The organism is Bradyrhizobium sp. TM102, from assembly GCF_009176685.1.
GTDB lineage: Bacteria > Pseudomonadota > Alphaproteobacteria > Rhizobiales > Xanthobacteraceae > Bradyrhizobium > Bradyrhizobium ottawaense.
Genome location: NZ_AP021855.1, coordinates 7,309,340 through 7,330,145 on the forward strand (window position 1 = coordinate 7,309,340; position 20,806 = coordinate 7,330,145).

Consider the following 20,806-nt stretch of genomic DNA (forward strand, 5'->3'; position numbering starts at 1 on the left):
CTGACGCTTCGCCGGCCGAGTACCCGCGTGGGCCCGGCGTAGCATCGCGGAGCCGGGACCGGGGCATCCAGTACGTCGCGGCCTATCGACTTAGTCACTGCTGTCTCTGGAATACTGGATCGCCCGGTCCCGGCTCCGCGATGCTACGCCGAGGCCCACACGGCGCTGGCACGCCGAAGCTTCAGCGAAGGCGGCAAGCCGGGCGATGACAGTGAGCTCGTGGCGACTTCGCCTCAGAAATCCTTCAGCAGCCGCTCGATGTAATCGAGCTCGATCTGCGGGCGCGAGCTGTCGCCGAGGCGGCGGCGGAGCTCTTCGAGGATGCGGCGGACGCGCTGGGCGTCGATCTCGCCCGGGATCTTGACGGTGTAGTCGTCGCTGAGATCGCGGCCGTGAAGCGGGCGGCCCAGCGGATCGGTCTGATTGCCGCCGCTTTGCTGCCGGCCGGCCCGATTGCCGGGACCATCGCCCTGCCCGTCGCCATCGCCCTGCTGCATCGCCTCGGCCATCTTCTGCGCGCCCTTGCGCATCGCGTCGAGGGCCTTGCCCTGCGAGTCCACGGCGCCATCGGCATTGCCTTCGCCGAGCTTCGAGCCGGCATCGCCCATGGCGCCGTCGGCGGCATCGAGGCTGCCGTCATCATCGCCCTGGTCGCCGTCCTGATCGCCGCTCTGGCCCGGATCGCCCTGCTGCCCTTTCTGACCCTGCTGACCCTTCTGGCCTTTCTGTCCCTTCTGCGCGAGGCCGCGCTTGGCGAGCTCGTCCTGCAGCTTCTTCAGGCGGTCGCGCAGCGACTGCTGATCCTGCTGCAGGTCCGACATCGACTGGTCGCCCTGCGGCTTGCCGCGCGAGCGGTCACGCCGGGAATCCTGGCCCTGCTTGAAAGTCTTGTCGCGCAATTGCTGCTGCTTGCGGATCATGTCGCTGAGCTCGTTCAGCGCCTGCTCCATGTCGCTCTCGCCGGACTGCCCGGGCTGCGCCATCTGGAGATTTTCCATGATCTGCGCGAGCTGCTCGAGCATGCGCTGGGCCGCCTCTTTGTTGCCCTCGCGCGCCGCCTTCTCGATCTGCCGCAGCAGGTCATCCAGATCGCGCTGCGTGATGACGGAACGATCGCGATTGGACGACTGGCTTCTTTCCGTGGCGCGCTTGTACTCCTCGAGCTTCTGAATGGCGTCGGACTGGTTGTTCAGGCTCTTCCCGGATTCCTTCTGCCTGAGGCTGTCGCCGGATTCCTGCATCGCCTTTTCCGCGCTGTCGAGCAGCGCATCGGGATCCTGATCCAGCTGAGCCGCGGCCGGCGAGACGCCGCCCAACAGCATGGCGAGGCAGGCGATCGACATCGCCTTCAAGACTGGCACGGGTGCTAGCTTCCGCATTTCCGGTCCCGCGTAAACTGGTTGGTCTTGTCGTCCCCCGCCTTGTTGGCACGGCTGTTCGCCGATTTGCGATAGGCCTGAAGCTGCTCGCGCAAGACGTCCTGCTGCTGCGCCAGCTCGGCGAGCTGCTCGGGCGTCGCATGCTGGGTCTTTTGTCGCAGCTCGACTGCCTTGTCGAGGATGAGCTGGACCTCCGCCGGGAACGGCTGCCGGGCGCCGAGCGGATTCTGCTCGGCGCGGCGGGCGAGATCGCGCACCTTGCCGGCCATGGCCTCACGCAGCTTCTGCGTCAGCACCCTGAGCTCGTCCTCGCTGGCTCCGCGGTCCAGCGCCGCCTTGAGCGCATCCTGCGCCGAGCGCAGCGCGGCGTTGACACTGCCGGCGACGCCGTCATCCTCGATGGTCGTCGCGAAGGCCCACATGCTCGCCACCACGTTGCGCAGCGCATCGTCGGTGCGGGCGGCCTCGAGCTGGCTCGCCAGACTCCGGAGGCCGAGATAGCAGCCGGCATCCGGCGTGAACAATTCGGGTGCGATCATGAGCGCGTCGAGCGCGGTGTAGACGTCGGAATTCCTGTTGGCGTCGAGCGCGAGGATGCGGCGCTGCTCGATCAGCGCGCGCGCGAGCGAGTTGGTGAACAGACGCTCGGGCAGGCGCATGTTGAAGGGTTCGCTCCTGGCCTCGTTGCCGGCCTCGTCCTTGGCGGTGAGCGTCAGCGTGACGTCGGCGCCGGCATAGGGGTCCTCGCTGAGATCCTTCACGGTCTGGCCGACGCCGTTGCGGGTGCGCGCGTTCGGCAGCACGAGCGGGAATTGCGGCGGCTGGAACAGCGGACGCGCCGCGGCCTTGCCGTCGGAATCCTTGCTGCCATCCTTGACGGCATCTTTGGCGTCGGCGGGGCGCAAGGCAATCTGCGCATCCGCGCCGGTGACGCCGTAATCGTCCTCGATCTTGTAGGAGAGCTGGAGCCCGCCGCGCGCTTGGCGCTCGGGATCCTTGGCGAGCGCGATCGTCGGTGCACGGTCCGGCGTTGCCGCAAACGCCCATTGCGGCTGGCCGGAGGGCGCGCGGACATGCGCGGTGCCGTCTGCGGTGATGGTGAAATGCTTCTCGCTGGTGCCCTTGGGCGCGGCTTCCGCGGGAGCGGCCTCCTTGAGGCCGCCGGAGACGACGACATCCAGGCTGCCGCCGGAGGAGCGTACGATCAGGGTTGAGCCGGCGGGAACGGCAAGCGGGCCGGCGGCGGGCACCGCCGCGGCCTCCTTGTTGGCGGCCGACAGGATGACCGGCGGCTTGCCGGTGTAAAGCGGCGGAGTGACCCAGGCATCGACGCGAACATTGGCCGGCGCCAGCACGCCGTTCCAGTCGAAAGCGGCCCCGAGCCGCATCGCGCGCTCATCGCCGGCGGCGAAGAAGGTCGCGACCAGCATCACCATGACCAGCGCGCGCAGCGCCCAGGGATCATGCAGCGCCAGCCGCGGATGCGGCAGACCGGCGCGGATGCGCTTGAGCGAGGCCAGCGTACGCTCGCGCTGCGCCTGCCACAGCGCCTGTGCGACCGGGTCCTGCGAGGACAGCGTGTCCGTCAGCGTCGTGGCCGGGCGATGACGGATGCCGGAGCCACGATCGAGCCGGCTGAGTGCCTCCTCGCGGCTCGGCCAGCGGAAGCGAATCAAGGGAAACAGGACGGCAATGGCGATGCCGGCGAAAACGACGAGACCGATGGCACGGGCAATGAACGGCAGCGCCAGCCAGAGGCCGGCCCAGGACACCACCAGGAACAGCCCGACGACGGTCAGAAGCCGCGCCAAATTCGGCCAGGCACGCTCCCACGCGATGGCATAAATGGCCCGATCGAGGGCCTGCGCCAGCTTCAGCCGCGACAGAGCATCGCTGTTGCGGATCGGGTCTGACGGGTCGGGGGTGACGCCGTTCAATCAACTCTCCAGGTTGCCCGGTAGAGAAGCCTATCACAACGGCAGCACTGAGGCATCCGTTCCGGCACGGGAGACACCCCTTTTCCCGCATAACACGAGGACGTGACTGGCCCGCGGCAACCCCGTAATTTCCGCGCCGCCCCGAGGGACAAGAGAGGAAACGCCATGGACAAGAAGATGCACGACAAGGGCCTGGAAGTCCGCAAAGCGGTGCTGGGCGAGGCCTATGTCAACAACGCACTGAAGAACGTCGACGATTTCAACCGCCCGTTCCAGGAGATGCTGAACGAATATTGCTGGGGCACGGTGTGGGGCCGCGAGGAGCTGCCGCGCAAGACCCGCAGCATGCTCAACATCGCCATGATCGCGATCCTCAACCGCCAGCACGAGTTTCGCGCGCATCTGAAGGGCGCGCTGACCAATGGCGTCAGCCGCGAGGAGATCCGCGAGATCCTGATGCAGGTCGCGATCTATGGCGGCATGCCCGCCGCCGTCGACAGCTTCCGCATCGCGCGCGAGGTGTTCGCGGAGATCGACGGCAAGGCGTGAGGGCACGCGGGGTCAGGGACGCAACGCCCTCACCTCCGTCGTCCCGGACAAGCGAAGCGCAGATCCGGGACCCATAACCACAGGAAGATGTGGTTGCGGGGACTCGGAGTGACCGCTTTTGAGCACGACTCCTCCCTGGGGTTATGGGTCCCGGATCTGCGCGCGCTAAGGCGCGCTTGTCCGGGACGACATCGAGGCTGGAGTGCGCGTATTTCAAAACGACAACGAAAAAAGAAGGAAACACCATGGACATCGGATTCATCGGGCTCGGAAACATGGGTTTCCCGATGGCGCGGCGGCTGATCGAGGCGGGACACAGGCTCGTCGTGTTCGACACGCGCAAGGAGGTGACGGGCAAGCTCGAAGCGCTCGGCGCTAAGCCAGCGACATCGCCGAAGGACGTCGCCGACCAGGTCGAGACCGTGATGGCGAGCCTGCCCTCGCTGCAGGCTTCGCTCGATGTTGCAACGGGAGCGAACGGCGTCATCGAGGGCAGCCGCGCAAAGCGCTTCATTGATCTCTCCACCGTCGGATCCGCGATGGCCGTGAAAATTCACGGCCTCCTCGCCAAGCGCAACATCGTGCAGATCGACTGCCCCGTCTCCGGCGGCGTCGGCGGTGCCGAGAAGGGCACGCTGGCGGTGATGGTGTCAGGGCCGAAGGCGGAGTTCGAGCTGCTCAGGCCCCCCCTCGACGTGATCGGAAAAGTGTTCTTCATCGGCGAGAAGCCCGGCGCGGCGCAGACCATGAAGCTCGCCAACAATTTCCTGTCGGCCACCGCGATCGTGGCGACCTCGGAAGCGGTCGTGATGGGCGTGAAGGCCGGGCTTGATCCCGCCGTCATGATCGACGTCATCAATGCCGGCTCCGGCATGAACACCGCGAGCCGAGACAAGTTTCCGCGCGCCGTGCTGCCGCGCAGCTTCGACTTCGGCTTCGCCACGGGCCTGATGGTGAAGGACGTGCGGCTGGCGCTGGAGGAGATGAAGCAGCTCGGCCTGTCGATGGAGGTCGCCGACGCGGTCGGGCGGTTGTGGGAGACCGTGATCAGCGCGGAAGGCGCCGAGTCCGATTTCACCGCGGCGATCAAGCCGATCGAGAAGAAGGCGGGCGTTGTGGTGGGTGGAGCGAAGGGTGGGGTGACGGGGAAGTAGCGATCCCAATCTCCGCTCGTCGTCCCGGACAAGCGAAGCGCAGATCCGGGACCCATAGCCACAGGGGGGGTGTTCGGCGAAGGCTCGGAGTTACCAGCTTCGAGTCATAACCACTTCCTGTGGTTATGGGTCCCCGCCTACGCGGCGACGACACCGCGGCTGTTGAGCCGGCGTCGTCTCACAGCCACGGCGCCGGCGTGTCCATCGCGATCAGCTGCTCGACCTCGATGCGCGGACGGACCACGGCGTACTGATCGTCCTTCACCAGCACCTCCGGCACCAGCGGCCGCGTGTTGTAGGTGCCGGCCTGCACCGCGCCATAGGCGCCCGCGGTCATGATGGCGATGAGATCGCCGGGCGCGGGCGTCGGCAGCGTGCGGTCGAGTGCGAGATAGTCGCCGGTCTCGCAGACCGGGCCGACGACATCGGCCATGATGGTGGCCGCGCCCTTGGCGGGCTGCTTCACCGGCAGGATGTCGTGATGTGCCTCGTACAGCGTCGGGCGAATGAGGTCGTTCATGGCGGCGTCGATGATGACGAAATTCTTGCCGTCGCCGTGCTTCACATAGATCACCTTGGCGACCAGGATGCCGGCATTGCCGACGATCATGCGGCCCGGCTCGAACATCAGCGTGCAGCCGAGATTGTGGCTGACGCGCTTGACCATGGCGGCATAGGCCGCCGGCGCCGGCGGCGCCTCGCGGTCCATGTAATAGGGAATGCCGAGGCCGCCGCCGAAATCGACATGGGAGATGTTGTGGCCGTCGGCGCGCAGCGTCTGCACGAATTCGGAGAGGATGCGGAAGGCGGTCTCCATGCCGGAGAGGTCGGTGATCTGGCTGCCGATGTGCACGTCGGTGCCTGTTACCTCGATGCCCGGGAGCTTGGCGGCGCGGGCATAGACCTCTCGCGCATGCACGATCGGGATGCCGAACTTGTTCTCGGACTTGCCGGTGGAAATCTTGGCGTGGGTGCCGGCGTCGACATCGGGATTGACGCGGAGCGAGATGCGCGCGGTCTTGCCCGTCTCGGTCGCCAGGCGCGACAGCAGCTCGAGCTCGGGCTCGGATTCGACGTTGAGACAGAGGATGTCGGCGGCGAGCGCGGCGCGCAGCTCCTGTTCGGTTTTGCCGACACCGGAGAACAGGATCTTATTCGGCGGAATGCCGGCGGCCAGCGCGCGCTTCAATTCACCACCGGAGACGACGTCGGCGCCGGCGCCCAGCTTGGCCAGCGTGCGCAGCACCGACTGGTTCGAGTTCGCCTTCATGGCGTAGCAGACCAGCACCTTCTCGCCGGCGAAGGCCTCGGTGAAGACGCGATAGTGCCGCTCCAGCGTCGCGGTCGAATAGCAATAGAACGGCGTGCCGACGGTTGCGGCCAGCTCGGACAGGTTCACCGCCTCGGCGTGCAGCACGCCGTTGCGATAGTCGAAATGGTTCATGACGCAGGCTCGGTTGTCCCGGCTTATTTCTTGCCGGGAGGTTCGTCCAGGAGCGGATCGAGAATGAACGGTTTCTTCCTGCCCTTGGCCGCCGCGGGCGCGGCATCCGCACCGTAGGTGGGATTGAACACGCTCGGCGTCCTCTGGGCCTCGGTCTCGGTGTCGGTTGGCGCAGCACCGTTGGCCGTGGGCGCGTTGGCGGTCGGCGGCAAATCCAGCGGGCCCTTGCGGCCGCAGCCGGCAAGCGCAAGCGCCGTCAGGCTCAAGACAATGATGGCCCACCCCGAGCCGGCCGGGCGAAACTTTGACGTCACGACGAAATCCCCACTACGCGGGGCGCACCATACAGAGATTGGCGCGCTCTGGCGAGAGCCGGATGACCATGAAACATAAGCGAAATTTTGCCCCTCAGCCCAATTTTCGCTCTTTTTCCAGCCGCTTCGCCCAGGCCTTGGCCTGCGACGCCACGTTCTTCGGCGCGGTGCCGCCGAAGCTGGTGCGGCTCTTCACCGACGATTCGACCGAGAGCACGCCGAGCACGTCCTTGGTGATTTTCGGCTCGATCGCCTGCATCTCCTTCAGCGGCAGCTCGTGCAGCGCGACGCCGCCCTCGGCGGCCTTGGCGACGATGCGGCCGGTGACGTGATGGGCTTCACGGAACGGCATTTTCAGCGTCCGCACCAGCCAGTCGGCAAGGTCGGTCGCGGTGGCATAGCCCTCGCCCGCAGCAAGCTTCATCTTGGCTTCGTCAGGCACGAGGTCGCGGACCATGCCGGTCATGGCGCGGATCGCCAGCGACAGCGCGGCAAAGCCCTCCATGGCGCCCTGCTTGTCCTCCTGCATGTCCTTTTGATAGGCGAGCGGCAGGCCCTTCATCACGATCAGGAGACCGTTGAGCGCGCCGATGACGCGGCCGGTCTTGGCGCGCACCAGCTCGGCGGCATCCGGATTGCGCTTCTGCGGCATGATCGAGGACCCAGTGGTGAACTTGTCGCTGAGCCGGATCATGCCGACCAGCGGCGAGGTCCAGATCACGATCTCCTCGGCAAAGCGCGACATGTGGACGGCACAGATCGAGGCGGCCGACAATGTCTCCAGCACGAAGTCGCGGTCGGAGACGGCATCGAGCGAGTTCGCCATCGGACGGTCGAAGCCAAGCGCCTTCGCGGTGGCGTGGCGGTCGATCGGGAACGAGGTGCCGGCCAGCGCGGCGGCGCCGAGCGGGGATTCATTGAGCCGCTTGCGCGCATCCTGGAAACGGCCGCGATCGCGCGCGGCCATCTCGACATAGGCGAGCAGATGATGGCCGAAGGTCACGGGCTGCGCGGTCTGCAGATGGGTGAAGCCGGGCATCACGGTGGCGGCATGCTCCAGCGCGCGATTGACCAGCGCGGCCTGGAACGCGGCGAGCGCCGCGTCGGTCTCGTCGAGAACATCGCGGACATAGAGACGGAAATCGGTCGCGACCTGGTCGTTGCGCGAGCGCGCGGTGTGCAGGCGGCCGGCGGCGGGGCCGATCAGCTCGGACAAGCGGCTCTCGACATTCATATGGATGTCCTCAAGCGCGCGCTTGAACTCGAAGCCGCCCTTGCCGATCTCTGACAAAATCGTGTCTAGACCCTTGCCGATATTTTTCGCATCAGAGCCCGTGATGATGCCCTGGCTGGCAAGCATCGCAGCGTGGGCCTTGGACGCGGCAATGTCCTGGGCGAAGAGGTGACGATCGACGTCGATGGAGACGTTGATCTCTTCCATGATCTCGTCGGGACGTTCCGAGAACCGGCCGCCCCACATCTTGTTGCTCATGATCCCCTGCTCACGCCTTGATTTGCCGCACGTTTGCTGGCCGCCGCCAGCCGTATTAAGAGGCCCCTGATAGCCATATCTGCGACCGGATGACAAACGATATGCTCGACAAGACGCCCTCCGCCACGCGCCGGGTCCCCCTCGTCATCGCCACCGTGGCGGTCGGAGGGCTGGCCGGCTTCGCCGCGCTGTACGGACTGGGCCTGGGCCGGTCGCCTGGCGGCGATCCGGCCTGCAAGCCGGCGGTTGCGACGGCGCAGAAAATCGCCCCCCTCGCCCACGGCGAGCTGGCGGCGCTGACCATGGCGAGCGCCCCCCTGAAGCTGCCCGACCTCGCCTTCGAGGACGCCGACGGCAAGCCGAAGAAGCTGTCCGATTTCCGCGGCAAGACGCTGCTGGTGAACCTCTGGGCCACCTGGTGCGTGCCATGCCGGAAGGAAATGCCGGCGCTGGACGAGCTCCACAGCAAGCTGTCGGGCCCGAATTTCGAGGTGGTGGCGATCAATATCGACACCCGCGACCCCGAGAAGCCGAAGACGTTCCTGAAAGAGGCCAATCTGACCAGGATCGGCTATTTCAGCGACCAAAAAGCAAAGGTTTTTCAAGATCTTAAGGCGATAGGCCGGGCGCTTGGCATGCCCACCTCCGTGCTGGTCGATCCGCAAGGCTGCGAGATTGCGACGATTGCGGGACCGGCGGAATGGGCGAGCGAGGACGCGCTCAAGCTGATCCGGGCGGCGACGGGCAAGGCCGCCGCGGCGCTCTAGGGATTTTTAGGCGGTGACGTTGAGATTGGCGCCGACGCCGGCACCGACATTGGCCAGCGAAGGCTGCCCGGCACCCATCAGCGTCAGGACGGTGGATTTCTCCATGTCCATGTTCTGCTTGGTCAGCGTCGCCGAGATATTCGACTGCAGCGCGCCTTGCTGAGCGGCCAGCATGGTGCTGACCATTGCCATCATGTCCATTACGCGAACCCTCTTACCGGCTGCAGCCTAGGCGCGAGGGGTTAATGAGACATGAATTGTCACAGGACCGTGGTGTGGCCTCTTGTCTGTGTCCCGGACGCGGCGCGGCACGAAGTGACGCACCGCAGAGCCGGGACCCATGCTTCAGCGTGCACGAGGCTTCTGGGCCCCGGCTCTGCAGCGCATCGCTGACGCGCTGCGCAGCGTCCGGGGCACGAAACCGCCTTAGCGCGTCGGAACCGGCTTGGCGCCGCGGTAATCGTAGAAGCCGCGCTGGGTCTTGCGGCCGAGCCAGCCGGCCTCGACATATTTCACCAGCAGCGGGCACGGGCGGTACTTGGAATCGGCCAGCCCCTCATGCAGCACCTGCATGATGGAGAGGCAGGTATCGAGGCCGATGAAATCAGCCAGCTCCAGCGGGCCCATCGGATGGTGGGCGCCGAGCTTCATGGCCGCGTCGATCGCCTCCACGTTGCCGACGCCTTCATACAGCGTGTAGATCGCCTCGTTGATCATCGGCAGCAGGATGCGGTTGACGATGAAGGCCGGGAAATCCTCGGAGACCGCGACCTGCTTGCCGAGCTTGGCAACGAATTCCTTGGACGCCTCGAAGGTCTGGTCGTCGGTGGCGATGCCGCGGATCAGCTCCACCAGCTCCATCAGCGGCACCGGATTCATGAAGTGAATGCCGATGAAGCGCTCGGGCCGGTCGGTGGCGGCGGCAAGCCGGGTGATCGAGATCGAGGAGGTATCGGAGGCGACGATTGCCTCGGGCTTCAGGACCGCGCAGAGCTCGTGGAAGATCTTGCGCTTGACCTCTTCCTTCTCGACCGCGGTCTCGATCACGAGGTCGCAGTCGGCGAGGTCGTCCAGCTTCTCGGCGGACGTGATGCGCGCCATCGCCTTGGCCTTGTCGTCCTCGGAGACGGCCTTCTTGGAGACCTGGCGCGCCAGATTGCCATTGATGGTGGCCATGCCCGACTTGAGGCGATCAGGCGAAACGTCGTTGAGCACCACGTCGAAGCCGGCCAGCGCCGCGACATGCGCGATGCCGTTGCCCATCTGACCCGCGCCGATCACGCCGACCTTCTTGATCACTGCCGCCATAATGTCATCCACCGGAACGGCGCGCGACGAGCGCGCCTGCTATCCCCCGAGCCGGGAGGTCTGATTTGATCAGAAGCTTGATTTAATCAGAACCCGGGCTCGAAACCTAGATTGGATCGCTTCCCCGGCGTGCCCCACGCCAAAGAAAACGCTTCAGAAATGAAACACCGGCCGGAGTTTATGCCTCCGGCCGGTGTTTTTAGCGTCTTTTACTTGCCAAGCTTGCCAAGTTCGGCCGTCAACTCCGGAACCGCCTGGTAGAGATCGGCGACCAGGCCGTAATCGGCAACCTGGAAGATCGGCGCGTCCTCGTCCTTGTTGATCGCGACGATCACCTTGGAGTCCTTCATGCCGGCCAGATGCTGGATCGCGCCGGAAATGCCGACGGCGACATAGAGCTCGGGCGCCACCACCTTGCCGGTCTGGCCGACCTGCCAGTCGTTCGGCGCATAGCCGGCGTCCACCGCCGCACGCGAGGCACCGACACCGGCCCCAAGCTTGTCGGCGAGCGGCTCGATGTACTTGGCAAAATTCTCGCGGCTCTGCATGGCGCGGCCACCGGAGACGATGATCTTGGCCGAGGTCAGTTCGGGACGATCGCTCTTGGCGACCTCCTCGCCGACGAAGGACGACAGGGCCGGATCGGCCGCCGCCGCGACGGTCTCGACCGGTGCGCTGCCACCCTCGCCGGCTGCGGCGAAGGTCGAGGTCCGCACCGTGATGACCTTCTTGGCGTCCTTGGACTTCACGGTCTGGATGGCGTTGCCGGCATAGATCGGGCGCTCATAGGTGTCGGGGGCGACCACCTTGATGATTTCCGAGACCTGCATGACGTCGAGCAGGGCGGCGACGCGCGGCATCACGTTCTTGAAGCGCGAGGTCGCGGGCGCGACGATCGCATCATAGCCGGAGGCCAGCGAAACGATCAGCGCGGCCAGCGGCTCGGCGAGATCGTGCGCGTAGAGCTCGCCATCGGCGAGCAGCACCTTCTTGACGCCGGCAAGCTTGGCAGCGGCATCCGCCGCGGCCTTGGCGTTCTGGCCGGCAACGAGGACCTCGACGTCCGCGCCGAGCGCGGCAGCCGCGGTCAGGGTCTTGTTGGTCGCATCCTTGAGCGACGCATTGTCGTGTTCGGCAATCAGCAGCGTCGTCATCAGAGCACCCCGGCTTCGTTCTTGAGTTTCGACACCAGCTCAGCGACGTCCTTGACCTTGACGCCCGCCTTGCGGCCGGCCGGCTCCGTCGTCTTGACGACCTCGAGACGCGGAGCGACGTCGACGCCGTAATCGGCGACGGTCTTGTCCGCGATCGGCTTCTTCTTGGCCTTCATGATGTTCGGCAGCGAGGCATAGCGCGGCTCGTTGAGACGCAGATCGGTGGTGACGATCGTCGGTCCCTTCAGCTTCACGGTCTGGAGTCCGCCGTCGACTTCGCGGGTGACCTTGAAGTCAGAACCTTCGACCTCGAGCTTCGAGGCGAAGGTCGCCTGCGACCAGCCGAGCAGCGCAGCCAGCATCTGGCCGGTCTGGTTGCTGTCGTCGTCGATCGCCTGCTTGCCGAGAATGATCAGGCCCGGCTGCTCTTCTTCGGCAACCTTCTTCAGGATCTTGGCGACCGCGAGCGGCTCGACGGTGCCCTCGGCCTTCACCAGGATGCCGCGATCGGCGCCCATGGCAAGACCCGTGCGGATCGTCTCCGACGCCTGCGCAGGTCCAATCGAAACCACCACGACTTCGGTCGCCTTGCCGGCTTCCTTCAGGCGCAGCGCTTCTTCGACCGCGATTTCGTCGAACGGGTTCATCGACATCTTGACGTTGGCGAGTTCAACGCCCGATCCATCGCCCTTGACGCGGACCTTGACGTTGTAATCGACCACCCGCTTTACCGGCACTAAGACCTTCATCGATCCTCTTTCACTCAATTTAGGAGGGGGGTTATCAACTGGCGCGGAACCTAAAGGCCCGATCTGCCCCGGTCAACGCGCGAACGGGCCTAATTTTAGCCCTCTGAAATGCGAGAGCTCGATGGGTCAGCGGTTCTGGCCCGGAACCCAGAGCACGTCGCCGGCGCCATTCCCGTTGGCGGCTCGGCTGGCCACGAACAGGAAGTCCGACAGGCGGTTCATATATTGGATGCCAGCTGCACTGACCTGCTCCCCGGGTCGGGCCGCCAGTTCCACGATCACCCGTTCCGCCCTGCGGCATATCGTGCGCGCCACATGGAGATGAGCAGCAGCCGGAGTGCCGCCGGGAAGCACGAAGGAGGTCAGCGGCGCGAGCTTGTCGTTGAGCGCATCGATGTCGCGCTCGAGCCGTTCGACCTGGCTCGCCACCACCCGCAGGCGCTCGGCTTTGCCGTCACGTTCCGGAACCGCAAGGTCGGCGCCGAGATCGAACAGATCGTTCTGGATGCGGCCCAGCATCGCGTGGAGCTCGGGCGCATCCTGGGTATGGAGCCGCACCACGCCGATCGCAGCATTGGTTTCGTCGACCGTGCCATAGGCCTCGATACGCAGATCGTATTTTGGGCGGCGCTCGCCCGAGCCGAGGGCCGTCGTGCCGTCGTCACCGGTCTTCGTGTAGATGCGATTCAGTACGACCATAGAGGCCTCTTAATTTTGGGCATGATCTCGTCGGAAAACCGCTTCACACTTTGCGCTAACGCGGCCCTTCGGGTCCGGATCATGCCTTACCGCCCCATCGCCCAGACCGCGAGCATTGCGATGACGATCGCCACGAACTGAAGCAGCACGCGCCAGCGCATCAGCTTCTGCGAGGTATTGGGCGAGCCGCCGCGCATCATGTTGATGAGCCCGAGCAGCAGCACCAACGCCACGGCGCCGGCTGCCGCCGGCAGGATGAAAGTCGTCAGGAGAGATGCCATTGGGGGGTGATAACACCGTGCGCGCCGGTCCGCCATGGTGCCGCGGCAGCCTCCGGCGTCCTTCCGGGCGATGCGAAGCGTCGAGCCAGGAATCCGTCGGGCCACCCCTACTGCGGCGAAATGGATTCTCAGATGCGCAATTGCGCATCATAGCTCGCGCTGCGCGCGCCCCGGAATGACAGCGAGGCGCTTCGCGAACTGGCTTTTGGGGCAAGAATATCAGATGGTAGCGCGATGATTTCCGATTTGCGCCCATTGCCTATTCTCCTGATCTCTCCCTACGTGCAGGGAGAGCGAGCAGCGGTGTAGGTGCCACGTGAAAGCCATCCGCTACATTTACTGCGTCTTGGAGGATGCGTTCTACACGTTCCTGGCCGACGACGGCTGGGCGATCGCGAGCCACATCGCCCTGTCGACGCTGATGGCGTTGTTCCCGTTCCTGATCGTGCTGACCTCACTCGCGGGCTTCTTCGGCTCCAAGGAACTCGCCGACCAGGCCGCCAGCCTGATGCTGCAGATCTGGCCGAAGCAGGTCGCCGATTCGATCTCGGGCGAGGTGCATGACGTGCTGACCACGACCCGCACCGGCATTCTGACGATTGGCGCGGCGCTGTCGGTCTATTTCGCCTCCAACGGCGTCGAGGCCCTCCGGGTCGCACTCAATCGCGCCTATGCGGTGGTGGAGATGCGGCGCTGGTACTGGCTGCGTCTGGAATCGATTGTCTACACGCTGATTGCGGCCTTCACCGCGCTCGCCATGGCGTTCCTGATCGTGCTCGGACCGCTCTTGATCGAGGCGGCGCGGCGCCACATCCCGCTGTTCGTCGAGTCCAACGAAAGCATCCTCACCTGGCTGCGCTACGGCATCACGATCGGTGCACTGGTGGTGGCGCTGATCATCCTGCACGTCTGGCTGCCGGCGGGACGGCGCGGCTTCCTCCAGATCCTGCCCGGCATCGTCTTCACCATCGTGGCGTCGCTGATCTCCGGCATCGTGTTCGGACAATATCTGGCGCGCTTCGCCAACAATTACGTGACGATGTATGCGGGGCTCGCCTCGGTGATCATCGCGCTGGTGTTCCTGTATTTCATCGCGGCGATCTTCGTTTACGGCGGCGAGCTCAATGCCGCGATCATCAAGTCACGGCTTCCTCACGGCGTGTCGCTTCAAGCAGCGCAGTCGCTAAAGCCCGCGGAGACACAGGCTTGATCAGGAAGGCGTCGGCGCCGGCCTCGCGCGAGGCCGCCTCGTCCTCGCCGCGACCGGACACCCCGATGATCGGGATCCGAGCCAGCGGCGCCTGCATGGTGCGGATCCGCCTGATGGCCTCGACGCCGTCGATGCCGGGCAGCACCATATCCATCAGCACCGCATCGAACGCCCCTTGCGCCAGCCGGCCGACTGCATCCTCGCCGCGCCCGATGAACTCGGCATGATGGCCGAGCTCGGTCAAAATCGTGTTGAGCACGACGCGGCCGAACGGATTGTCCTCGACGCTGAGGACGCGCAGCGCCGCGACCGCATCCGCCTCGGTCTCGCCCTTCGCCTTGCGGGATTTGCTGGGGCCCGCCGCATCGAGCGACACCGTCAGCGTAAAGGTGGCGCCGCCGCCGCGGCGCGGTGCGACGGTGATGTCGCCGCCCATCGCGCGCGCCAATTGCTTGACCGAGGACAGCCCTAAGCCGGCGCCGCCGAAGCGCGAGGCAATGGTGACATTGGCCTGGGTGAACGGGCGGAACAGCCGCTTGATCTCGGCCATGGTCAGACCGATGCCGCTGTCGGACACCGCGAAGGCGACGCCGACCCTGCCCTTCTCTTTTGACTTGCCCTTTGCCTTGCCTTTGGCAGGACGCCAGGGCGCGACCTCGAGCGCCACGCCGCCCTGGTCGGTGAACTTCACGGCATTGTCGATCAGGTTCTCGAGCGCGGCGCGCAGGCGGACGGGATCGCCGACCACGAGGCCGGGGAGCTTGTCGGAGATCTCGACCTGGGCCTGGAGACCCTTGGCCGCGGCACGCCCGGCCAGTGAATCGCCGGCGCTGCGGGCGAGCGTGCGGAGATCGAACAGGTCCTGCCGCAGCGTACTTCCGGCCTTGCTGGCGCCCTTGCCGGTTCTGGCGGCATCCACGAACAGCGTGGCAAGGCTCGCCAGATGCTCGGCACCGGCCTTGATGGTGTCGGCCCAGCGCCGTTCCCGCTCGCCGAGATCGGAGGTCGCCAGCAGGTCGCTGATCGCCAGGATGCCGGTCAGGGGGGTGCGGACCTCATGGGCAAAGGCGGCGAGCGCCGCCTGGACGACATCCGGCGCGACCGTCTTGGTGCTGCGCTTGCGCAACCCGCCGGTCGTCCCGGACCGCTTCCGAGGCGGTCGCCTGGACGTCCGCGTGGTGCGCGCTGGGCGCTTTTTCGCCGCCATAAATCCCCTTCGAAGTGTCCCCTTCGAACCCCGGGCTGTCGGCCAAGCATGGCACGGCGGAACCCCCGGAGTCACGGCGGCGTTTCGCTAACCCCCAGAGAAACTTAACCTAATCCCACCAGCCGACGGATGCCGGCAGGCGTGATGCCGGCCGCACGCAAGGCGTGAAGACCGGTCGAGCCGCTCGATTTCGACAGCTTCCGCCCCTCGCTGTCGCAAATCAGCCGGTGATGACGGTAGGCGGGTTCGGGCAGGCTGAGCAGGACCTGGAGCAGGCGGTGGACGGCGGTGGCGTGAAACAAGTCCTGGCCGCGCACGATCTCGCTGACGCCCTGAAGCGCATCGTCGACGACGACGGACAGGTGGTAGCTGGTCGGTGTCTCCTTGCGCGCCAGGATAACGTCACCCCAGGCCTCGGGCCGCGCCGGGACGGTGCCGTGCTCGCCATCGGGCCCCTCGCCCAGCTCATTCCAGGTCAGGCCGCCGACGCGCCGACAGGCGACCGCCATGTCGAGCCGCAGCGCGTAGGGCGCGCCGCTGTCGATCAGGCGCGCCCGCGCGTCAGCAGGCAGCGATTTGGACTCGCCGGGATAAAGCGGCGCGCCGTCGGGATCACGCGGCCACGGGCCATCCGCCTCGCGCGCGGAAACGAGCTTTGCGATCTCGGCGCGGCTTTCGAAGGCGGGATAGACGAGCCCAAGCGCCGACAGCTTGTCCAGCGCGGCACGATAATCGGCGAGATGCTCCGACTGTCGCCGCACCGGTGTCTCCCAATCAATTCCGAGCCAGGCCAGATCCTCGTAGACCGCCGCCTCGAATTCCGGCCGGCAGCGCGTCGTGTCGATGTCCTCGATCCGCAGCAACAGCCGGCCGCCCGACTCGCGCGCGCGGTCGAAATTCAGCAGCGCCGAATAGGCGTGGCCAAGATGGAGGTAGCCGTTCGGGCTCGGAGCGAATCGGAAAACGGGTGGTGTCATGAGAAAGAACTCGTCATGGCCGGGCTTGACCGCCTCGGCTGTCATTCCGGGCGGTCCGCAGGACCGAACCCGGAATCTCGAGATTCCGGGTTCGACTTCGCATCGCCCCGGAATGACGGAGTAGGATAATAGATAAGCGGGTCAAGCCCGGCCACATGACGTCCGAAAGAGTTTGCCAAACTGCAATGACCATCCATCTCGAATCCCAGTCCGATCTCGAAGAGGCCGTCCACGCGCTGATCAAGCGTGACCCGCGCCTCAAACCCGTGTTCGAGATCGCGGGCATGCCGGCGCTGCGGCGGCGCGAGCCGGGTTTTGCGGGCCTTGCCCACATCGTCTGCGGCCAGCAACTCTCGACCGCGAGCGCGGCGGCAATCTGGGGACGGTTGTCGGCCGCCTTCGATCCGTTCGACCACGACGCGGTGCGCCGGGCCCGCACTGACCGGCTCGGGCGGCTCGGCCTGTCGGCTGCCAAGATCAAGACGCTGAAGCATCTCGCCCGCGAGATCGGCGCGCAGCGACTGAACCTCGACGTGCTCGCCGAGGAGGATGCCGACGCCGCGCATCACACGCTGATCGCGCTGCCCGGCATCGGCCCCTGGACCGCGGACGTCTACCTCCTGTTCTGCCTCGGCCATGGCGATGCCTGGCCCGCCGGCGATCTCGCCGTGCAGGAGGCCATCAAGGTCGGCCTCGGCCTTCAGGCGCGGCCGACGGAGAAGCAGATGGCGCCGCTCGCCGAGCCCTGGCGTCCGCTGCGCGGCGCGGCGGCGCATCTGTGGTGGAGCTATTATCGCGCGGTGAAGAAGCGCGAGGGCGTGCTCGCCGGCTCGGGCTAAAGCGCGACGCGATTAGGATGAAACGTCATCGCGCTTTTCGGAAAACCGCTGCGCACTTTCCCGGATCATGCTTTAGCCCCGCAGCCTCGCGCGGTCGGCCCGGGCGCATTCGGCGACGAAATCCACGACAGCACGCACCGCCGGAAGCTCGACGAGGTCGGGATGGGCCAGCAGCCACAGGTCCGCCACGCTGGCGAGCTTTTGCGGGGCGACGCGTACGAGGTCGGGATAGCTTTCTGCGACGAAGCAGGAGAGCGCCGAGATGCCAATCCCGGCGCGGACCGCCGCCAGCATGTCCCCCTGGGAAGAGCAGCGCATCACCACCCTGGCCTGCCGGGTGACGACGTCGCTCCAGCGCGCAAGCTGTGCATTCGACGCCTGGTCGGCGAAGCCGACGACGCTATGCTCCTTCCACTCGCCGCGCCGTTCAGGCAAGGACCGCCCCGCGGCATAATCGCGCGAGGCGTAGAATCCGGTCCCAAGGCGGCCGATCTTGCGACCGACCAGGTTTTCCTCGCCGCTGTCGAAAGGCCGCAGCACCACGTCCGCCTCACGCCGACGCACGCTCGCCGGAAACGGGTGGGTGATGATCTCGAGCTGGACATGGTCATGCCCACGCAGGAAGGCGGGCAGGCGCGGCATCAGCCAATGCGAGGCCAGCGTCGCGCCGATCGAAAGCTTGACGATGCCGCGCGCCTTATGTCCCCCGGCCGCGACCGCGGTCTCGGCCCGCAGCGCCGCCGCCGCCATGGCCTCGGCGTGCTCGCGCAATGTCCGTCCATCCGCGGTCAGTGCCAGGCCGTCGGCGGCGCGCGCCAGCAACCTGGTGCCGAGCTGGGCTTCCAGCGCCGTGATCTTGCGACTGACGGTCGGATGGCTGGTGTGCAGCCGGCGGGCGGCCGCGGTGAAGCTTCCGGTATCGGCGACCGCGACGAAGGTCTTGCAGAGATCCCAGTCCAATCGGCTCCCCCCGTTCATATCTGAAAGGCTATCCGTTCATTATTGAACGACCGGAGGGCGCCGTCCAACCTTATAGTGGGTTCAAATCCGCGACACGGGCGGCAATCGCCCGCGCGACAATCAACACGGAAACGCCTCGTCATCCGCCCGCCGGCGGGGCCGCGTTTTCAGGGAGGACATGATGGCGCTGCCCGCTCTCTTGAAGGATTCGCTCGCGCTGCCGGTGGTGGGCTCGCCGCTCTTCATCGTCTCCGGACCGGAGCTGGTGATCGCCCAGTGCAAGGCGGGCGTCGTCGGCTCGTTTCCGGCGCTCAACGCCCGTCCGGTCGAGAAGCTGGACGCGTGGTTGAGCCGCATCGAGGACGAGCTCGGGCAATACAAATCGCTCAATCCGGGCAAAAAGGTCGCGCCCTACGCGGTCAACCAGATCTGCCACGCCTCCAACGACCGCCTGATGAAGGACATGGAGACCTGCGTGAAACATCGCGTCCCCATCATCATCACCTCGCTGCGGCCGCCGGCGGAGATCGTCGAGGCCGCGCATTCCTATGGCGGGCTGGTGTTCCACGACGTCATCAACGTCAAGCATGCGCGGAAAGCGGCCGAGCACGGCGTCGACGGCCTGATCCTGGTCTGCGCGGGCGCCGGCGGGCATGCCGGAACGCTCTCGCCCTTCGCGCTGGTGCGCGAGGTCAAGCAATGGTTCAAGGGCACGATCCTGCTGTCGGGCGCGATCAGCGACGGCTTCGGCATCGCCTCCGCGCTGACGCTTGGCGCCGACCTCGCTTATATGGGCACGCGTTTCATCGCGACCAGGGAAGCCAACGCCGACGAAGCCTACAAGTCCGCGCTGACGCAGCATGCCGCGCACGACATCGTCTACACCAACCTCTTTACCGGCGTGCACGGCAACTATCTCGGCCCCTCCATCGCCGCCGCGGGGTTAGATCCGGACAATCTGCCGATGGCCGACAAGACGAAGATGAATTTCGGCTCAGGCGGCAACACGAAATCAAAGGCGTGGCGCGACATCTGGGGTTCGGGCCAGGGCATCGGCCAGATCACCGATGCGCCTGCCGTCGCCGACCTGGTCGACCGGATGAAGGCGGAGTTCGATCAGGCCCGGCAGGATTTCCTGCTCCGCGCCAGCGCCTGACGTCTCGGACTACAAGAAAAAAACGGGAGGACACCATGAAGCTCGCAGCCGCATTGATCGGCATGTCGTTGCTGACGCTCGGCGCCGGCAGCGCCCGCGCCGACGGCAGCGCCGAGATCCGCATCGGGCAGACCCTGCCCTATAGCGGCCCGGCCTCCGGCTTCGGCGCGATCGGGCGGACGCAGGAAGCGTTCTTCGACAAGATCAATGCCGATGGCGGCATCAACGGCCGCAAGGTCAAGTTCATCACGCTGGACGACGCCTATTCGCCGCCGAAGACGGTCGAGCAGACCCGCAAGCTGGTCGAGCAGGACGAGGTGCTGATGATGTTCGGCTCGCTCGGCACCGCTACCAACAGCGCGGTGCAGCGCTATCTCAACGCCAAGAAGGTGCCGCAGCTGTTCGTGCTCTCGGGCGCCACCAAATGGGCCGAGCCGCAGAAGAATCCGTGGACGATGCCGGGGATGGCGGCCTACGAATCCGAGGGCGTGGTCTATGCCAAATACATCTTGCAGACCAAGCCCGACGCCAGGATCGCGATCCTGGCGCAGAACGACGATTTCGGTCGCGACTATGTCGCAGGCTTCAAGCGCGCGCTCGGAGCCAAGGCGGCCGGCATGATCATCGCCGAGCAGACCTACGAGACCAGCGCGCCGACGATCAGCTCTCAGCTCTCGACCCTGAAGGCCTCGGGCGCCAACGTGCTGTTCGGCGTCGTGCTCGGAAAATTCACCTCGCAGATGGTCAAGGGCGTGGCCGAGATCGGCTGGAAGCCCGAACTGTTCTTCGTGCCGACCTCGGCTTCGTCGATTTCGTTCCTGGAGCCGGCCGGGCTCGACAACGCGGTCGGCCTGATCTCGTCGAGCAACCAGAAGGACACGATGGACCCGCAATGGGCCGACGATCCCGGCGTGAAGGAGTATTTTGCCTTCATGAAGCAATACCTGCCGAACGCCGACCTTTCCAACTCCAACTACGCGGCCGGCTACCACTATGCGACGCTTCTGATGACGGTGCTGAGGGCGTGCAAGGAAGACGTCAGCCGCGACAACATCATGCGCCAGGCGGCCTCGCTGAAAGAGGTGAAGCTGCCGCTGCTGCTGCCGGGAATCTCGGTTACGACCGGCGCCGACGATTATCTGCCGTTCCAGCAGCTTCAGCTCCGCCGCTTCAATGGCAAGAGCTGGGTCGGCTTCGGCGACGTGCTGGACGACCGCTAGGCTCGTGCGG

General features: G+C 65.9%; 21 protein-coding genes. 7 read left to right on the top strand and 14 right to left on the bottom strand.

All coding sequences use genetic code 11. The features are described 5' to 3' along the window. Positions 1 to 233: 233 nt before the first annotated feature. Both GDN70_RS34565 and GDN70_RS34570 read right to left on the bottom strand, forming a co-directional pair. Positions 234 to 1,379, bottom strand: coding sequence for a DUF4175 family protein (locus GDN70_RS34565; protein ID WP_028139932.1), 1,146 nt, complete (start codon positions 1,377 to 1,379; stop codon positions 234 to 236). Next, on the bottom strand, positions 1,367 to 3,316 hold the full coding sequence (locus tag GDN70_RS34570; RefSeq protein WP_152103639.1) for a TIGR02302 family protein: 1,950 nt from the start codon (positions 3,314 to 3,316) through the stop codon (positions 1,367 to 1,369). The genes GDN70_RS34565 and GDN70_RS34570 overlap by 13 nt, the downstream gene beginning before the upstream one ends. A gap of 165 nt (positions 3,317 to 3,481) precedes the next feature. Here GDN70_RS34570 and GDN70_RS34575 point away from each other — a divergent pair, with 165 nt between their 5' ends. Both GDN70_RS34575 and GDN70_RS34580 read left to right on the top strand, forming a co-directional pair. Beyond that, positions 3,482 to 3,865, top strand: coding sequence for a carboxymuconolactone decarboxylase family protein (locus GDN70_RS34575; RefSeq protein WP_018316258.1), 384 nt, complete (start codon positions 3,482 to 3,484; stop codon positions 3,863 to 3,865). Positions 3,866 to 4,110: 245 nt separating this feature from the next. After that, positions 4,111 to 5,019 (top strand): NAD(P)-dependent oxidoreductase, encoded by a 909-nt coding sequence (locus GDN70_RS34580; protein WP_152103640.1) that lies wholly within the window; start codon positions 4,111 to 4,113, stop codon positions 5,017 to 5,019. 178 nt (positions 5,020 to 5,197) lie between these two features. Here GDN70_RS34580 and lysA read toward each other — a convergent pair whose 3' ends face one another. The 3 genes from lysA to argH form a co-directional block, all read right to left on the bottom strand. Beyond that, positions 5,198 to 6,463 (bottom strand): diaminopimelate decarboxylase, encoded by a 1,266-nt coding sequence (gene lysA / locus GDN70_RS34585; protein WP_028139929.1) that lies wholly within the window; start codon positions 6,461 to 6,463, stop codon positions 5,198 to 5,200. 23 nt (positions 6,464 to 6,486) lie between these two features. Beyond that, positions 6,487 to 6,777: a lipoprotein gene (locus tag GDN70_RS34590; protein WP_038948523.1), complete on the bottom strand. Its 291-nt coding sequence runs from the start codon at positions 6,775 to 6,777 to the stop codon at positions 6,487 to 6,489. 94 nt (positions 6,778 to 6,871) lie between these two features. Next, positions 6,872 to 8,269, bottom strand: coding sequence for an argininosuccinate lyase (gene argH / locus GDN70_RS34595; RefSeq protein WP_028139927.1), 1,398 nt, complete (start codon positions 8,267 to 8,269; stop codon positions 6,872 to 6,874). Between the two features lie 101 nt (positions 8,270 to 8,370). Here argH and GDN70_RS34600 point away from each other — a divergent pair, with 101 nt between their 5' ends. Beyond that, positions 8,371 to 9,036, top strand: coding sequence for a TlpA disulfide reductase family protein (locus tag GDN70_RS34600; protein ID WP_028139926.1), 666 nt, complete (start codon positions 8,371 to 8,373; stop codon positions 9,034 to 9,036). 6 nt (positions 9,037 to 9,042) lie between these two features. Here the strand turns inward: GDN70_RS34600 and GDN70_RS34605 are convergent, their stop codons facing one another. The 6 genes from GDN70_RS34605 to GDN70_RS34630 all read right to left on the bottom strand — a co-directional run bounded on the left by GDN70_RS34605 (position 9,043) and on the right by GDN70_RS34630 (position 13,227). Further along, positions 9,043 to 9,237, bottom strand: a complete 195-nt coding sequence (locus GDN70_RS34605) for a hypothetical protein (protein WP_028139925.1) — start codon at positions 9,235 to 9,237, stop codon at positions 9,043 to 9,045. Between the two features lie 225 nt (positions 9,238 to 9,462). Next, entirely contained in the window at positions 9,463 to 10,344 is an 882-nt protein-coding gene (locus GDN70_RS34610; RefSeq protein WP_028139924.1) for a 3-hydroxybutyryl-CoA dehydrogenase, read from the bottom strand. A gap of 209 nt (positions 10,345 to 10,553) precedes the next feature. Further along, on the bottom strand, positions 10,554 to 11,498 hold the full coding sequence (locus tag GDN70_RS34615) for an electron transfer flavoprotein subunit alpha/FixB family protein (RefSeq protein WP_152103641.1): 945 nt from the start codon (positions 11,496 to 11,498) through the stop codon (positions 10,554 to 10,556). Next, complete coding sequence (locus tag GDN70_RS34620; RefSeq protein WP_018316267.1) at positions 11,498 to 12,247, bottom strand: electron transfer flavoprotein subunit beta/FixA family protein; 750 nt, start codon at positions 12,245 to 12,247, stop codon at positions 11,498 to 11,500. Before GDN70_RS34620 ends, GDN70_RS34615 begins: the two co-directional genes overlap by 1 nt. Before the next feature lie 126 nt (positions 12,248 to 12,373). Continuing rightward, the gene (locus GDN70_RS34625; RefSeq protein ID WP_028139922.1) at positions 12,374 to 12,946 is read right to left on the bottom strand and encodes a cob(I)yrinic acid a,c-diamide adenosyltransferase; all 573 of its coding nucleotides are present in this window, start codon (positions 12,944 to 12,946) and stop codon (positions 12,374 to 12,376) included. An 86-nt stretch (positions 12,947 to 13,032) separates the two neighbouring features. Next, on the bottom strand, positions 13,033 to 13,227 hold the full coding sequence (locus GDN70_RS34630) for a twin transmembrane helix small protein (protein WP_028139921.1): 195 nt from the start codon (positions 13,225 to 13,227) through the stop codon (positions 13,033 to 13,035). 316 nt (positions 13,228 to 13,543) lie between these two features. Between GDN70_RS34630 and GDN70_RS34635 the strand changes: the two genes are divergently transcribed. After that, positions 13,544 to 14,437: a YihY/virulence factor BrkB family protein gene (locus tag GDN70_RS34635; RefSeq protein ID WP_028139920.1), complete on the top strand. Its 894-nt coding sequence runs from the start codon at positions 13,544 to 13,546 to the stop codon at positions 14,435 to 14,437. Here GDN70_RS34635 and GDN70_RS34640 read toward each other — a convergent pair. Both GDN70_RS34640 and gluQRS read right to left on the bottom strand, forming a co-directional pair. Continuing rightward, complete coding sequence (locus GDN70_RS34640; RefSeq protein ID WP_038971916.1) at positions 14,364 to 15,644, bottom strand: ATP-binding protein; 1,281 nt, start codon at positions 15,642 to 15,644, stop codon at positions 14,364 to 14,366. The genes GDN70_RS34635 and GDN70_RS34640 overlap by 74 nt on opposite strands. Positions 15,645 to 15,748: 104 nt before the next feature. After that, entirely contained in the window at positions 15,749 to 16,621 is an 873-nt protein-coding gene (gene gluQRS, locus GDN70_RS34645; protein ID WP_038971919.1) for a tRNA glutamyl-Q(34) synthetase GluQRS, read from the bottom strand. Positions 16,622 to 16,806: 185 nt separating this feature from the next. Here gluQRS and GDN70_RS34650 point away from each other — a divergent pair, with 185 nt between their 5' ends. Then, positions 16,807 to 17,460, top strand: a complete 654-nt coding sequence (locus GDN70_RS34650; RefSeq protein ID WP_028139917.1) for a DNA-3-methyladenine glycosylase — start codon at positions 16,807 to 16,809, stop codon at positions 17,458 to 17,460. 72 nt (positions 17,461 to 17,532) lie between these two features. Here the strand turns inward: GDN70_RS34650 and GDN70_RS34655 are convergent, their stop codons facing one another. Continuing rightward, positions 17,533 to 18,420, bottom strand: coding sequence for a LysR family transcriptional regulator (locus tag GDN70_RS34655; RefSeq protein ID WP_152103642.1), 888 nt, complete (start codon positions 18,418 to 18,420; stop codon positions 17,533 to 17,535). A gap of 181 nt (positions 18,421 to 18,601) precedes the next feature. On the opposite strand from GDN70_RS34655, the gene GDN70_RS34660 reads away from it, so the two are divergent. Together GDN70_RS34660 and GDN70_RS34665 are read left to right on the top strand one after the other, a co-directional pair. Further along, positions 18,602 to 19,576: a nitronate monooxygenase family protein gene (locus GDN70_RS34660; protein WP_028139915.1), complete on the top strand. Its 975-nt coding sequence runs from the start codon at positions 18,602 to 18,604 to the stop codon at positions 19,574 to 19,576. A 35-nt stretch (positions 19,577 to 19,611) separates the two neighbouring features. Further along, complete coding sequence (locus GDN70_RS34665; protein WP_095425148.1) at positions 19,612 to 20,796, top strand: ABC transporter substrate-binding protein; 1,185 nt, start codon at positions 19,612 to 19,614, stop codon at positions 20,794 to 20,796. Positions 20,797 to 20,806 lie beyond the last annotated feature (10 nt).